We start from the raw sequence: 16,402 nt of genomic DNA on the forward strand, positions 1-16,402 counted from the left end.
TTATGAGAATAGGATTCGACGCAAAAAGACTCTTCCACAATTTTACCGGCCTGGGAAACTATAGCAGAAGTCTGCTGAGCAATCTTTCGCAATATGCGAATGAGGATTGGGAACTTCATTTATATTCTCCAAAGCTATCTTCACATGCCCGAGTACAGGAATTTTTGGACAAACCTTATCATCGGCATACAGGAAAGGGAGTATTGTGGCGAAGTAGAGGCATTAGCAAAGATCTCCAAAAAGATGGGATCGATATCTATCACGGCCTTAGTCATGAGATTCCTTTGAGGGTAGGGGAGAAGGGAATCAAGAGCATTGTAAGCATGCATGACCTGATCTTTCTCCATCATCCCCATCTCTATCCCTTTATCGATAGGAAAATCTATAATTGGAAATTTAAATATGCAGCCAAACATGCGGATAAGATTCTGGCCATAAGCGAAAGTACCAAAGCCGATCTCATCCGCTTTTATCAAACAGCCGAAGAAAAGATAGAGGTCCTCTATCAGGCTTGTGATGAACAATTTTATCAACTCAATCCGCAAGAAGTAAATCGACAGGTCCTTGACAGACACCAACTGCCTAAAGAATATCTCCTTTATGTGGGTTCTATTATAGAAAGGAAAAATCTTTTAGGATTGGTTAAAGCCATTGAGATGCTGCCTACTGATCTGCAAATTCCTCTCTTGGTACTGGGAGAAGGAAAGGCTTATAAACAAAAAGTTCAGGAATACATTGCCAGGAATAAGCTGGAGAAGCTATTCGTGTTTTGCGAAGGGGTTCCTTTCTCCGACTTTCCGGCCATTTATCAGGAGGCTAAATCTCTGATTTACCCTTCTCATTTTGAAGGATTCGGGATTCCCATCATTGAGGCCTTATGGAGTCAAACTCCTGTGATTACCTCCCATACTTCCTCTCTACCCGAAGCAGGAGGTCCGGATTCCCTCTATATCGATCCGAAAAAAGTTGAAGAAATCTCGAAAGCCATCGAAAGGGTTTTGACAGATCCAGCACGAGCAAAGTATATGCAGGAAAAAGGAGCCGCTTATGTAAAGCGCTTCCACGGAAAGCTCCTGACAGAACAACTTGTCAATATCTATAAAAGCCTGTAAGTCTTATTTCAGTACCCATCTTCGCATCACAGAATTTTTCCCATTTCTTAACTGGGCATAATACATACCTTTCGCCCAACCTTTTACCTCCACATTTTCTTCTGCTCCATTTCTACTCAATTGAACAGGGATGGTTTGCATTACATTTCCGGTTAGGTTCAGGATTCTGATTTCAGATGGGCCTGGTTTCAATACCTGATAACTAAGCTTGATGGATTCATTCGAAGGGTGAACTCGCACATCTAAATCAAGCCCCTCATCTTCCTGGCCAACCACTATTTTGGTAACCGGACTATAAGCACTTTTCCCCATGCCGCCTTTCATTTTGATTCGATAAGCTAGAATAGAGGTTTCTACTTCATCAATCAGGTAATCTTTGTACTCATATTCCTGCATATCTTCATGGCTTCCTTTAGGCTCTACCCCTCCAATCGATTCATAATGGATGCCATCCTCAGATCGTAAAACTTCGAAGACTTTTGCATTCACTTCTTTGGAGGTAGCCCATTCCAATTGCACCCCTCCTTCTGATAATTTTCCCCGAATTCCTGCCCATCTGATATTGGGACTATTGGAGATATGGCTGACGGCAAAATTGGCGGGGAAGTAATCTGCCCCACTCAATGTCGTTTTATGAGAAACAATGATCGAGCTATAGCTACTACTTACAAAACCTTCCGGCAAACTTTCCTCATCTATTTGAAATTCCGTCATGCCTTTTTCATAGGTTCGGTAAATGTAGTCTCCCTTTTCATTGGGATATATTGAGAGCACCTCATTCTCCTTCGTATTATGCGATCGGACCTTTAAACCGACCTTGTGAAGGTATCTTTCATCAGCATCCAGCTTTTCATTGAGGTTTTTATCATCATAGACCCGTGTACTGATTTTGTAAGGAGCTACAGCCATACAGGAACAATTGCGAGCACCTCCCTGTATTTTCTGTTTACTGATCAGACTCATCAACTGATAATCCGGATCGATCTTGAAAATATCATGGCTTCCTTCTTCTATCTGATTATTCATTATCCAAATATCTCCTTCTGGTCGAATCTCAAAGCCCGTGATATGTTTCAATGCTTTACCAGCATCAAGTATGGGGCCTAAGGGTCGATAGGAGGATCCATCCATCTTAATCTTATTCAAGGAAGTCAATTTTCCTTTGTCTTGGGTCAGGAAATAGATTTCATCTTTCCTAGTATCGATAGCCATGCGATAAATTTCCCCCGGAAAAGACCTGGCCTTTTCCTTCCAATCCGCAACAAACCTTAGATCAGTCACACTTACTGCTTCCCCCTCTCTTGAAAGGGGAAGCTTCCACAATTTATCGTTCTTGTCCCACATCCAAATTTCATCCGCCAGCGCATGATAGGCATAAGCTTTCAGACAAGATCCTTGATCAGGACAAAAAGGCAGGCGGAGTTTTTCTTCTTTGATGAGATCCGTCCGACTATTTAACCATTGCAAATATGGACCTTCAATTCGCCACCAGGAGGCCGTTTGAGGGTCGGCAATAAGGGGATAAGAATCTGTACCTAATTGACTATTGAGAGAAACGCCTACCTCGGTATTTCTATTGAAAAGGATCAATTGGCCCTGCTTGTTTTGAAGCAGGCATTGAGAAGGCTTTCCCGTATAGGAAAGCAGAAGATTCTCATGGGCCTGATTATTGAGGCAGCTGACAGCATGAATGGGATTCCCCTTTTTATCCAGGCCATTCTCAAAGGCCAATAAATAGGGGGTGTCTGTATTCTCAAATTTTATATGGAGATAGACATCTGCTTTGATTTTCCGCGGCGAGATTCCTTCTAAAAATTTAAACTCCAGTTGGAAAACATCCGCTTGTTTCCGGGAATTTAATAAAGGTTTCAAAAGCTTCTTCATGTCTGGACTTTGGAAGTGCTTTCCCATTTTCCAGGGTTGGTGGTTCCACCTCAATTTCTTCTTTTCTCCCTTTAAACTGATTTCTGTAATAGCGAAATCAGCATTGTCTTCCTGAGGATAAACTTCCAGCCATATACTCTTGATTTTCCTGATATGCTGAAGTTCTGTATTATCAAAAGTTAGGCTAAAGCTATTATTTGTATCCCAACTCCCATATTTCCCAAAAACTCTGGGTCGGATGTTGAAGGTATTTATTTCGGGTAATTCAAAAGAAAAGTCTCCTTGAATTCCTGAAAAGCTTTGTCCTAAATACAAATCATAAGGATCTATACTCCCATTTTTATTGAGATCACTGTAAACGCGAAGGTTTACATTACTCATAGGCAAGTCCTCGGCCTCCATGATCCCATTCTTATTGAGGTCTCTAACGACCGTCCCTTTAAGTTGATAGGATTTGCCAACAGAGACCCATGAAAAGTCTATGCTATATAAAACCGCGGCCATAATAATGCCCGCACTCGAAATGAGGCCAGTAGAAAGCTTTAGTTTGTGGGTGAGATTCGATAAAAGGCCTGTCCTAGCGGCAGGGCTTAATTTTTCTTTCCCGGCTTTTTTCATGCAATACGCTGTATTCGTTTATCATAAGCAGATTGAAATTAATTACAATAAATCGTAAATTTCAATCAATAAACTATCAGGCATTACATAAAAAAAAGGCTCATCCGAAGATGAGCCTTTTTGTGTGTGTAACGGGAACGGGATTAATTTCCTTCTCCTTCTACCGCTTCTTTAACGGCTTCTTTTGCTTCTTCCATAGTAGAATCTACTGCTTCTGCAGCATCTTCCATGGCATCACCTGCAGCATCTGCTGCATTTTCAGCAGCATCACCGGCTGCGTCCATAGCATCACCGGCAGCATCTGCTGCATTATCAGCAGCGTTTTCTACTGCATCAGCGGCATCGTTTGCTGCTTTTTTAGTCTCTTGACATCCAAAAGCAAACAAGCTGAACATGAGGGAAATAGCTAAAAAGTTTAAAAACTTTGCTTTCATTTTTTTAATTAATTTGGTTCGGGCCAAATAAACCCAATTAATTCGACTATTGCAAATATTTAAACTCATAATTAGATCAAATGTAGAAAATATCAAGGCCTGGGGATAAGTGATATATCTACCTGATAGCCAGAGAAAAAGCTATTTTTTTCTCATGATGGCGTAGTTGATCAGTTCGTGAAGTGACTGTCGAGCGGGCGTGTCATCAAAGGTATTCAGGATCTCGCGAGCCTCCTCTACATATTGATGCATGACTTCCTCTGAATAGCTTATGCCATTATTCTCTTTGACGAAGTTTATTACATATCCAACCTTCTTGGGATCGGTATTATGATTTCGAATAATGTTGATCACTTTTCGTCGCTCTTTCCAGCTGGACTTATTGAGGACATGGATCAAAGGCAGGGTCATTTTCCTTTCCTTTATATCAATTGCAAGCGGTTTCCCTACATCATCCGTTCCATAATCAAAGAGATCATCTTTGATTTGATAAGCTATGCCGACTTTTAGGCCAAAATCGCGCATATTTTTGATTTTTTCCTCATCATCTGTGGCACTGGCTGCTCCCGTTTCGCAGCAACAGGCAAATAGAGATGCGGTTTTATGCTTGATGATCTTTAGGTAAACGGCTTCATCTATATTGAGCTTTCGGGCCTTCTCCATTTGCAGGAGCTCTCCCTCTGTAATCAACTTTACTGCATTGGAAAAAATCTTCAGGAGATCGTAGTCATTGTGCTCTAAGGACATCAACATCCCCCTGGAAAGTAAAAAGTCGCCGACGAGTACAGCGATCTTGTTTTTCCAAAGTGCATTTAGAGAAAAGAAGCCCCTTCTCCGATCTGCATCATCTACTACATCATCATGGATCAAACTTGCTGTATGAAAAAGCTCCACCAAAGCAGCGCCTCTATAAGTTGATGGATTGATCCCACCGCACAGATTGGCACTAAATAAAACCATCATAGGTCTCATTTGCTTCCCTTTAGTCTTGATCAGATAGCGCATTACTCTATCCATCAAAGCCACGTCGGTTTTCATAGCAGACTTGAAGTACTTATCAAAGTAAACCAGTTCCTGCGCTATGGGAGCCTGTATGCTTTTTAGAGCTTCTGACATATTAGCTGTAAAAGTACATTATTTTCTTCGCTTGTACCTACAATTTACATATTAACTTTCAAAAGTTACTGAAAGTTTTGGCATTTTCCTTGTCTTTCATATACCCTCCTCAGCATCAGCTTTTACCATATATGTAAAAGAATATACTAGCATTTATTGTTTATGATTATTCTTGGGAAAATTTGTAATTTAATAATGTTTACTTTTTCAAAAACATCGTTAGGGGCAATTCAGTTTCATTTGTCTCAGGATAAGGAGACAGAGCAGCGAAATCACAGCCTAAGACGTTAAACTAGAAGAAAACACAAGCCATTGTCCATAAGCTGACAAGTAGCTCGCTGTTCGTTTCTTAACTCACATTTTGACCTCTGAGAACAAGCTAACTTTCCAACAATGAAGCGACTATTCGCAACGTTAGTGTGCCTCACATTTCTCACTTTCAACGGAAAAGCGACCCATATCGTGGGTTCTGAGCTATTCTATGAATGTATAGATTCTGTGAACCACGAATACAAAGTCACCCTAAAACTTTATAGGGATTGTATAAACGGGCAGGCACCTTTTGACGCCTCCATTACTTTATTTGTCTTTCCTGCTAATGCGGGGCCCAATGGTACCCATATCCAAACTGTAACCATTACAGCGCCTCCTAATACTCCGCAAATTGTTCCCGAAGACTTACCGGACTGTGTTGCGCAAACTCCACGAATATGTGTGGAAGAGGGTATTTATGAGGAAATTGTAACCTTACCCCCTCGAGCTGGAGGATATGATCTCGGTTGGTCCCGATGTTGTAGGAACCAGGCCATTGACAATCTGGCAAACCCGCTAGGGCAGGGGATTACCTATCTGGCGCATGTCCCGGACCCAAATGAGGCGAATTGTAACAATATGCCGACTTTTGATGAGGTCCCCCCAATCTTTTTATGCGTAAACCAGCAGTTTAGTTTCGATCACTCCGCATCAGATATTGATGGGGATAGCCTGGTTTATAGAATCGTTGATCCTTACTCAGGATTGAATACAGCTGGAAGAGGAACTGGAAACCCTATGCAAGGAGGACCTGATCCAACAGTTGATCCTTTCAACAATCCTATGGGACCTCCTCCATACGCGACTGTTCCTTTCCTACCCGGCTTTAGTTTTGATGATCCTTTTGGTTCTGGTGATTTTGTCATTGATCCTCAATCTGGTTTTATGACTGTTACTCCCAATCAAACGGGGATATTTGTCTTTGCTATATCAGTATTTGAATATCGAAATGGAGTTCTCTTAAGTGAAAATCGACGAGACTTCCAGATACATATTATCAATTGTTTACCACAAGGGGTACCTCCGCGAATCAACCATAATACAGCGGGATTAACCACCTCTACAGATGGAGATACCATTTATGCTACTGCAGGGGTTCCTTTCTGCTATGATGTAACCCTGAGGGATACTGTACCCGGAGATGTGCTTTCTGCTTATACGGTTAGTGCGGCTTTTGGAAACGGTAATTTTTTCCCGCCTGCTGCTTCTTTTAATTTTAGTGGAGTAAATCCTATAAATGGGCAGGTATGTTGGAATCCTTCCTGTGGCTATGATGGTGATACAATCCCACTTATTGTGGGAGGTTTCGATATAGGAGATTGCCAGAATGTGGGGGATGTTTTTGATACCGTTTGGGTAATTATTGACGTACCTCCCAACCAACCTCCGACCATCACTCCGGATTTAACGGGATTGCAGGTAAGCAATGATACCATTATCATCAATGCCGGTAACAGTTTCTGTTATCAATTCAATGTAACGGATCCCAATCCGGATGATATCCTTTTTGCATTTGCAAATAGTGCCATCTTCAATAGTCCGGATGGACCTAGTTTCAATATCTTAACCCAGGACCCTCTGGTTGGAGAAATTTGCTGGACGCCAGGTTGTAATTTTGAAGGACAAACGGTGGAATTATCCATCGCTGCTTCTGACATTACTACCTGTACCAATTCGCAACCGGCTAATAATACGCTCTTTGTTCGAATAGAATCTCCGCCAAATGCACCGCCAGCTATTGTTACCGATCTGAGCGCAAATGTCTTTAGCAATGACACCATCTTTGTGTCAGCACTGGATAATCTCTGTTTCGATCTGACAGCAACAGATCCGAATTTGGGCGACATCATTACCCTCTCGACCTTGAGTCCGGTTTTCAATGATCCCAATCCACCTACTCTGACAACTACAGGAAATAATCCTTTGCAAGGGCAAGTCTGTTGGACGCCTTCTTGTGATTATGAGAACCAGGTCGTTCCCTTTATTTTCAAAGTCAATGATCCTGGGGTTTGTTCCAGCATAGGAGAAGCTTTCGATACAGTCTATGTTTCGGTTGCCGTACCTCCCAATGATCCGCCAAATATCGTAGCAGATCTCAGTGGAAATTCATTTAGCAATGACACCATTTTTGTTAATGCTAATGATGCATTCTGTTACGACTATGTAGCAAGTGATTTGAATCTAAGAGATAATTTGAATGCCTTTACGGTCAGTACAATTTTCAATGATCCTAATGGACCTAGCTTTAGCTTAAATGGAAATAATCCTGTATCAGGTCAGATTTGCTGGACGCCATCTTGTGATTTTGTAAATCAAACCATAGAGCTAATTATCGGGGTAGGGGATGATGCTCCCTGTACTTCTTCGGCTCAGGCCTTTGATACGGTTTATATTGAAATTGCCTTTCCTCCGAATGATCCTCCGCAAACTTTTGCGAATCTGGCGAACCTGACTACTGATGGGGATACCATTTTTGTGGATGCGCAAGAATCCTTCTGTTTCAACCTTAATTTTACTGACCCTAATATTGCGGATACGCTCACTGCCTTTGCGATCAGCCCGATCTTCAGTCAGCCAGACGGCCCCAGCTTCACCTTCCAGGGAGTAAATCCTGCTTCTGCTCAGGTCTGCTGGATGCCTTCTTGTGATTATGAAGGTCAGCTCATCGAATTGGTATTTAGAGTTGAGGACAATGGGGATTGTGATAATATTCTCGAAGACTTTGACACCGTTTATGTCAAGCTCAGCGACCCTAATACTATCGCACCAGATGTGGGCCACGATCTATCGATGAACCCCAGTGTGGTGGGCGATACCGTTTTCATAGAAATCGGTTCTGGTATGTGCTATGATTTCTTCGTCGCTGATAATACGCCAGAGAATGGAGTAGACTTCGTTCACGATTTTGATTTTGCAACTTTGGCGGGTACAAACCTAACGCTTACCAGTTTGGATTTTGTACAAAGAAATGACTCTATCATAGGTACCGTCTGTTTTGCTTCGGATTGTTCAAATGGGGGTAGTGTCTTCCGCAGTGTAATAACGGGAAGTGATAAAGAAACCTGCCCTCCCTTTGCCTCCAATAGCGATACGGTCTTTATCAAAGTCAATACAGACTTCCGCTCCTTTGCCGGAAATGATATCTCTTTCTGTGAAGGTAGCGGAGGAGTACAGCTCAATGTTACACCTATCGGTGGTACAGCTCCCTATTTCTTCGAATGGGGATGCGATGATCCCAATGGTGCCTGTGGACTCAGCAGTCCTGCCGTTTCCAATCCCATCGTCAATCCTACCGATACCACTACCTATTTCGTGCAGGTAACTGATCGAAATGGATGTACCTCTGAGATCGATGGAGTGCAAGTCAATGTCAAAAAACTGCCCATCGTCGATGCCGGACCCGATCAGTTCCTCTGTGAAGATGGCATTGGAACCAATTTAGAGGTTAACGTCCTCAATCCCATCGCAGCACCCGGACCCTACACTTACACCTGGACACCCGGAGCTACCCTCAATGATCCTACTTTGGTCAATCCAAGAGCCAATCCTACACAAACAACCATCTATACCGTTGTCGTTAGCTCTGCCAATGGATGTACCAGTGATAATACTACCCTCGATACCCTCAGTACCATTACGGTGCATGTCAATGATAAACCCGTCGCAAGTACTGGACCTACGGTCGATATCTGTTTCGGGGATACCACCATGCTGAGAGGATTTGCCAGTCAAGGAGGACCCGACTACCAATTTGTCTGGACACCTTCTACCGGTTTGGATGATTCTACCTCTCAAACGCCTATGGCTTCCCCCCCTCAGACTACCACATACTCATTGGTAGCCTGGTCTAATGGATGTCAAAGTGATGCCGAGCAATTGACCGTTGTGGTGCATACCTTGCCCACTTCTGATCCCGGTCTGGTAGCTGAAATATGCGGAGGAGATTCGGTGCAGTTAAATGGAATTGCAAGTTCAGAGCCTGGAGCTACGCATACCTATCAGTGGACACCTGCCATTGGTTTAGATGATGCCACTAGTGCTATGCCTATGGCCAGTCCTTCCATAACGACCACCTATACTTTGGTTGCTACTTCCAATTTTGGATGTGAAAGTCCGGAGTATAATATCGATGTAAATGTGCTTCCTGCTCCTCAGGCTTTTGCCGGAGTGGATAGTTTCCTTTGTAGAGGAGATAGTCTTGCCTTGCAAGGAAGTCATACGATGATAGGCGGGCCAGCAACTGGACCGGTATTCTATAATTGGGATCCAAGCCCGACTTTGAATGTGCCTACGATCCCCGGACCGAATGCAGGACCTACAGCAACTACTGTATATACCCTGACTGTTTCCACAGGATCCTGCTCAACAACGGATGAAGTAAAAATCGATGTCTTTGATGAAGTCATTGCGGTGGCTTCTGCTGATACCAGTCGTATCTGTGAAGGGGATTCTGTCCAGCTCTTTGTGAGCGGCGGAACACCAGCTTCAACCTATAGCTGGACACCGGGCACAAGCATCGGAAATCCGGGAGAAGCCAATCCACAAGTGGCTCCAGATCAAACGACCATTTACTATGTTACCGTAACGCAGGGTACTTGTAGTGGAATGGATTCGGTGCAAATTGACGTGAATCCAGCTCCTGGAGCTGATTTCTTTGCCAGTCAGGATTCCGGTTGTAATGATCTGACCATTGCCTTTCTGGAGAACTCTGACAATGGAAGCAATTACATCTGGGACTTTGGAGATGGCTCGCCCATCAGCAATGAGCCCAATCCTGAGCATACTTATACAAGCCCCGGAGTATATACTGCCTCTTTCCAGGCATTTGGTATGGGAGGCTGTATCTCCGATATTCAAACCAAAGAAATTACCGTCTTCCCAGCAGGAGTGGCTGACTTTACTTCCAGTCCGGATCTCGGAGCAGAATTACCGCTGCCCAATGTCGAGATTCAGTTTACCAATCAATCCACAGATGCTGTAAGCTTCCTTTGGGACTTTGGAGATGGTAATTTTTCAACAGAAGAAAATCCCCTACATGTCTACAATGAAGCAGGAGAATATACCGTAAGCCTGACCATCACGGATGCAGGAGGATGTACAGATGTCATCCAATACGGTCCTTACAAAATTTTCATCCCGGGACTTTTGATCCCCAATGTCTTCTCGCCTAATGGAGACGGGATCAATGACAACTTCCGCATTACCTATGATGGAAGGGAAGTCTTCACCATCAAGGTCTATGACCGCTGGGGGAGGTTGATGTTTGAAGATGAAAATTCGCCCATAAATGGTTGGAATGGAAAAGCCTCTAATGGACAGGATGCAAGTGATGGTGTTTACTATTACTCCATTAACATTGGCTCGAAAACCTTTACCGGAAATGTCACTCTCTTGAGGTAAGTCCTAAAAATATTTTATAAAAAAGGCCTGTCTAAGACAGGTCTTTTTTTTTGCATTCAATTTAATCCTCATCAATTAAATTAAATGCTTATCATATAGAAGGATAAGCGTATTTTTGGCGTCTAAGCTTTAACCTAATTTAAGGATCAGGAACTACTATAGCATGAAGCGACTATTCCTCTTAATAGTATGCCTCACATTTCTAGCTTTCAATGGCAAAGGCTCCCATATTGTGGGTTCCGAGCTTACATATGAATGCGTTGATTCTGTGAATCATATTTACAATATCAAAGTGATACTGTACCGAGACTGTATCAACAGTAACACTCCTTTTGATCAATCTATCAGCCTATTCATATTTGCTGGAGGAGCTGCTCAAAATGCCGCTCCCTTACAAACGGTAAACATTCCTATACCTACAAATATTCCTCAAATTGTTCCCAATGATTTAGGAGATTGTGTGGTAGGAAATCCTTCCATTTGCGTTGAAGTAGGAGTCTATGAAACGACGGTAACCCTCCCTCCGCGAGCTGATGGATATGATCTGGGTTGGGCAAAATGTTGTCGAAGTGTAACCATCAATAATATCGCAACGCCTATTGCTTACGGTATAACTTTCGCGGCCCATATACCTGATCCTGGAGACGCGCTATGCAATAACATGCCGACCTTCAATCAATTTCCACCAGTATTCCTCTGTGCAAATCAGCCATTTAGTTTTGACCATTCAGCCACAGATATAGATGGTGATAGCCTGGTTTATTCATTGGTACATCCCTACACAGGCGTAAATCAGATCGGTCGGGGAGCAGGAAATCCAGGTCGTGGTGGGCCTCCGCCAACCGTTGATCCTGTCGGGAATCCTATGGGCCCACCTCCCTATACACGATTGCCTTTTCTTCCCGGCTTTAGTTTTGATGACCCTTTTGGTTCTGGTGATTTTGTCATTGATCCTCAGTCTGGTTTTTTAACTGTTACTCCAGCTATGGTAGGAGTATTTGTCTATGCGATTTCTGTTTTTGAATATAGAGATGGAGTTCTGCTAAGTGAAAATCGACGAGATTTTCAGATCAACATCATTACTTGCCTTCCGCAGGGCGCTCCCCCTTTTATTTCACATTCAACTACTGGTTTACCTACCTCTACCAATGGCGATACCATATATGCTCAGGCAGATGTTCCCTTCTGTTATGATGTAACGCTGGAAGATACCATCCCTGGAGATGTACTTTCGGCTTATACAGTCAGCGCGGCTTTTGGAAATGGCAACTTTTTCCCACCTGCTGCTACTTTTAATTTTAGCGGAGTAAATCCCATAAATGGTCAGGTTTGCTGGACGCCCAGCTGTCAGTATGATGGGGATACTATTCCACTAATCGTCGGTGGTTTTGACATAGGGGATTGTGAAAATGTGGGGGATGTGTTTGATACGGTCTGGGTCATTGTAAATAAGCCTCCCAATCAACTGCCGAGCATCGTTCCGGATTTGACAGGCTTACAGGTGAACAATGATACCATCATCATAAGTGCAGGAAGCAATTTATGCTATGATTTGAACATCACAGATCCCAATCCCAATGATATACTCCATGCTTTTCCATTAAGTAGCATTTTCAATGCTCCCAATGGACCAACTTTTAATATAGTGAGCCAAAATCCTATGCTTGCTCAGGTCTGTTGGACACCTGGATGTGATTTTGAAGATCAGATATTTGAATTTCGAACCGCAGCCTCAGATGTATCTCTGTGTAATAATACCCAGCCGGTTGAAAATCTATTGTTTGTCAAAGTAGTTATTCCCCCCAATGATCCCCCAGATATAGCTTTTGATTTAAGCGCTAATGTTTTCAGCAATGATACCATTTTTGTATCTGCACTTGATAATCTCTGTTTCGATATAACAGCGAGCGATCCAAACCTGGCAGACATCATTACCCTTTCGACCCTGAGTCCGATATTTAATGATCCTAATCCTCCCACCCTGACTACAACGGGTAATAATCCGCTTCAGGGACAGGTTTGCTGGATGCCTTCCTGCGATTATGAAAATCAGGTAATTCCTTTCATTTTCAAAGTCAATGATCCGGGTGTTTGTTCCAGCATAGGAGAAGCTTTCGATACAGTCTATGTTTCGGTTGCCGTACCTCCCAATGATCCGCCAAATATCGTAGCAGATCTCAGTGGAAATTCATTTAGCAATGACACCATTTTTGTTAATGCTAATGATGCATTCTGTTACGACTATGTAGCCAGTGATTTGAATGTAGGAGATAATCTCAATGCTTTTACAGTCAGCAGCATTTTCAATGATCCTAATGGACCTAGCTTTAGCTTAAATGGAAATAATCCTGTATCAGGTCAGATTTGCTGGACGCCATCTTGTGATTTTGTAAATCAAACCATAGAGCTAATTATCGGGGTAGGGGATGATGCTCCCTGTACTTCTACGGCTCAAGCCTTTGATACGGTTTATATTGAAATTGCCTTTCCTCCGAATGATCCGCCAGAGACATTTGCTAACCTGGCGAATTTGACGACAGATGGTGATACCATTTTTGTAGATCCGCAGGAATCATTCTGTTTCAACCTCAACTTTACCGATCCCAATATTGCCGATACGCTTACTGCCTTTGCGATCAGCCCGATCTTCAGTCAGCCCGATGGCCCCAGCTTCACTTTCCAGGGAGTAAATCCTGCTTCTGCTCAGGTCTGCTGGATTCCCTCTTGTGATTATGAAGGTCAGCTCATCGAATTGGTATTTAGAGTTGAGGATAATGGAGACTGCGATAATGAATTGGAGGATTTTGATACGGTTTTTGTAAAAATAAATGATCCCAATACGATTGCTCCTAATCTGGGTCACGATATAAGTGGGAATCTAAATACAGGAGGCGATACCATCTACATAGAAATTGGAGGGAATTTATGTTATGACTTTTATGTAGCTGATAATACGCCGGAAAATGGAGTTGACTTTGTACATGCCTTAGAACTTGCAAGTCTGGCGGGCAGCAATTTAAGTTTAACAAATCTCGATTATGTTCGCCGCAATGATTCTATTATCGGATCCGTTTGCCTAAGCTCCAGTTGTTCTAATGGAGGAAGTCTTTTCAGAAGCATAATTAGAGGAATAGATCAGGAAACTTGTCCGCCTTTTGCCTCCAATAGCGATACGGTCTTTATCAAAGTCAATACAGACTTCCGCTCCTTTGCCGGAAATGATATCTCTTTCTGTGAAGGTAGCGGAGGAGTACAGCTCAATGTTACACCTATCGGTGGTACAGCTCCCTATTTCTTCGAATGGGGATGCGATGATCCCAATGGTGCCTGTGGACTCAGCAGTCCTGCCGTTTCCAATCCCATTGTCAATCCTACCGATACCACTACCTATTTCGTGCAGGTAACTGATCGAAATGGATGTACCTCTGAGATCGATGGAGTGCAGGTCAATGTCAAAAAACTGCCCATAGTCGATGCCGGACCCGATCAGTTCCTCTGTGAAGATGGCATTGGAACCAATTTAGAGGTTAACGTCCTCAATCCCATCGCAGCACCCGGACCCTACACTTACACCTGGACACCCGGAGCTACCCTCAATGATCCTACTTTGGTCAATCCAAGAGCCAATCCTACACAAACAACCATCTATACCGTTGTCGTTAGCTCTGCCAATGGATGTACCAGTGATAATACTACCCTCGATACCCTCAGTACCATTACGGTGCATGTCAATGATAAACCCGTCGCAAGTACTGGACCTACGGTCGATATCTGTTTCGGGGATACCACCATGCTGAGAGGATTTGCCAGTCAAGGAGGACCCGACTACCAATTTGTCTGGACACCTTCTACCGGTTTGGATGATTCTACCTCTCAAACGCCTATGGCTTCCCCCCCTCAGACTACCACATACTCATTGGTAGCCTGGTCTAATGGATGTCAAAGTGATGCCGAGCAATTGACCGTTGTGGTGCATACCTTGCCCACTTCTGATCCCGGTCTGGTAGCTGAAATATGCGGAGGAGATTCGGTGCAGTTAAATGGAATTGCAAGTTCAGAGCCTGGAGCTACGCATACCTATCAGTGGACACCTGCCATTGGTTTAGATGATGCCACTAGTGCTATGCCTATGGCCAGTCCTTCCATAACGACCACCTATACTTTGGTTGCTACTTCCAATTTTGGATGTGAAAGTCCGGAGTATAATATCGATGTAAATGTGCTTCCTGCTCCTCAGGCTTTTGCCGGAGTGGATAGTTTCCTTTGTAGAGGAGATAGTCTTGCCTTGCAAGGAAGTCATACGATGATAGGCGGGCCAGCAACTGGACCGGTATTCTATAATTGGGATCCAAGCCCGACTTTGAATGTGCCTACGATCCCCGGACCGAATGCAGGACCTACAGCAACTACTGTATATACCCTGACTGTTTCCACAGGATCCTGCTCAACAACGGATGAAGTAAAAATCGATGTCTTTGATGAAGTCATTGCGGTGGCTTCTGCTGATACCAGTCGCATCTGTGAAGGGGATTCTGTCCAGCTCTTTGTGAGCGGCGGAACACCAGCTTCAACCTATAGCTGGACACCGGGCACAAGCATCGGAAATCCCGGAGAAGCCAATCCACAAGTGGCTCCCGATCAAACGACCATTTACTATGTTACCGTAACGCAGGGTACTTGTAGTGGAATGGATTCGGTGCAAATTGACGTGAATCCAGCTCCTGGAGCTGATTTCTTTGCCAGTCAGGATTCCGGTTGTAATGATCTGACCATTGCCTTTCTGGAGAATTCTGCAAATGGAAGCAATTACATTTGGGACTTTGGAGATGGGTCGCCCATCAGCAATGAGCCCAATCCTGAGCATACTTATACAAGCCCCGGAGTATATACTGCCTCTTTCCAGGCATTTGGTATGGGAGGCTGTATCTCCGATATTCAAACCAAAGAAATTACCGTCTTCCCAGCAGGAGTGGCTGACTTTACTTCCAGTCCGGATCTCGGAGCAGAATTACCGCTGCCCAATGTCGAGATTCAGTTTACCAATCAATCCACAGATGCTGTAAGCTTCCTTTGGGACTTTGGAGATGGTAATTTTTCAACAGAAGAAAATCCCCTACATGTCTACAATGAAGCGGGAGAATATACAGTAAGCCTGACCATCACGGATACCGGAGGATGTACAAACATCATTCAATATGGGCCTTACAAAATTTTCATCCCGGGACTTTTGATCCCCAATGTCTTCTCTCCAAATGGAGACGGGATCAATGACAATTTCAGAATCACCTATGATGGAAGGGAAGTATTCACCATCAAGGTCTATGACCGTTGGGGGAGGTTGATGTTTGAAGATGAAAATTCGCCCATAAATGGTTGGAATGGAAAGGCCTCTAATGGACAGGATGCCAGCGATGGAGTTTATTATTACTCCATTAACATTGGCTCGAAAACCTTTACCGGAAATGTCACCCTGATGAGGTAAAAGAGAAAGCTCCTGCTTCTAATTCTGAACAGGAGCTTTCTTAA

The 16,402-nt window shown here is 43.5% G+C and carries 6 protein-coding genes; 3 read left to right on the forward strand and 3 right to left on the reverse strand.

Going from position 1 to position 16,402, the window contains the following annotated elements:
• Nucleotides 1-2: 2 nt before the first annotated feature.
• Nucleotides 3-1,112, forward strand: coding sequence for a glycosyltransferase family 1 protein (locus R8P61_26820; protein ID MDW3650717.1), 1,110 nt, complete (start codon nt 3-5; stop codon nt 1,110-1,112).
• Nucleotides 1,113-1,115: 3 nt separating this feature from the next.
• Here R8P61_26820 and R8P61_26825 read toward each other — a convergent pair whose 3' ends face one another.
• From R8P61_26825 to R8P61_26835, 3 genes are all read right to left on the reverse strand, one after another.
• Nucleotides 1,116-3,614, reverse strand: a complete 2,499-nt coding sequence (locus R8P61_26825) for a T9SS type A sorting domain-containing protein (GenBank protein MDW3650718.1) — start codon at nt 3,612-3,614, stop codon at nt 1,116-1,118.
• 143 nt (nt 3,615-3,757) lie between these two features.
• Nucleotides 3,758-4,117: a hypothetical protein gene (locus R8P61_26830; GenBank protein ID MDW3650719.1), complete on the reverse strand. Its 360-nt coding sequence runs from the start codon at nt 4,115-4,117 to the stop codon at nt 3,758-3,760.
• A 72-nt stretch (nt 4,118-4,189) separates the two neighbouring features.
• On the reverse strand, nt 4,190-5,164 hold the full coding sequence (locus R8P61_26835) for a polyprenyl synthetase family protein (GenBank protein MDW3650720.1): 975 nt from the start codon (nt 5,162-5,164) through the stop codon (nt 4,190-4,192).
• A gap of 393 nt (nt 5,165-5,557) precedes the next feature.
• Between R8P61_26835 and R8P61_26840 the strand changes: the two genes are divergently transcribed.
• Nucleotides 5,558-10,876 (forward strand): PKD domain-containing protein, encoded by a 5,319-nt coding sequence (locus R8P61_26840; GenBank protein MDW3650721.1) that lies wholly within the window; start codon nt 5,558-5,560, stop codon nt 10,874-10,876.
• Between the two features lie 268 nt (nt 10,877-11,144).
• The gene (locus R8P61_26845) at nt 11,145-16,358 is read left to right on the forward strand and encodes a PKD domain-containing protein (GenBank protein MDW3650722.1); all 5,214 of its coding nucleotides are present in this window, start codon (nt 11,145-11,147) and stop codon (nt 16,356-16,358) included.
• Nucleotides 16,359-16,402 lie beyond the last annotated feature (44 nt).

The sequence above is a fragment of the Bacteroidia bacterium genome, assembly GCA_033391075.1.
In the GTDB taxonomy this organism is placed as follows: domain Bacteria; phylum Bacteroidota; class Bacteroidia; order J057; family J057; genus JAWPMV01.

Excerpts from the sequence above, each read along its gene's own strand:
- R8P61_26820 (MDW3650717.1), top strand. The coding sequence starts at position 3 with ATGAGAATAGGATTCGACGCAAAAAGACTCTTCCACAATTTTACCGGC.
- R8P61_26825 (MDW3650718.1), bottom strand. The coding sequence starts at position 3,614 with ATGAAAAAAGCCGGGAAAGAAAAATTAAGCCCTGCCGCTAGGACAGGC.
- R8P61_26830 (MDW3650719.1), bottom strand. The coding sequence starts at position 4,117 with ATGAGTTTAAATATTTGCAATAGTCGAATTAATTGGGTTTATTTGGCC.
- R8P61_26835 (MDW3650720.1), bottom strand. The coding sequence starts at position 5,164 with ATGTCAGAAGCTCTAAAAAGCATACAGGCTCCCATAGCGCAGGAACTG.
- R8P61_26840 (MDW3650721.1), top strand. The coding sequence starts at position 5,558 with ATGAAGCGACTATTCGCAACGTTAGTGTGCCTCACATTTCTCACTTTC.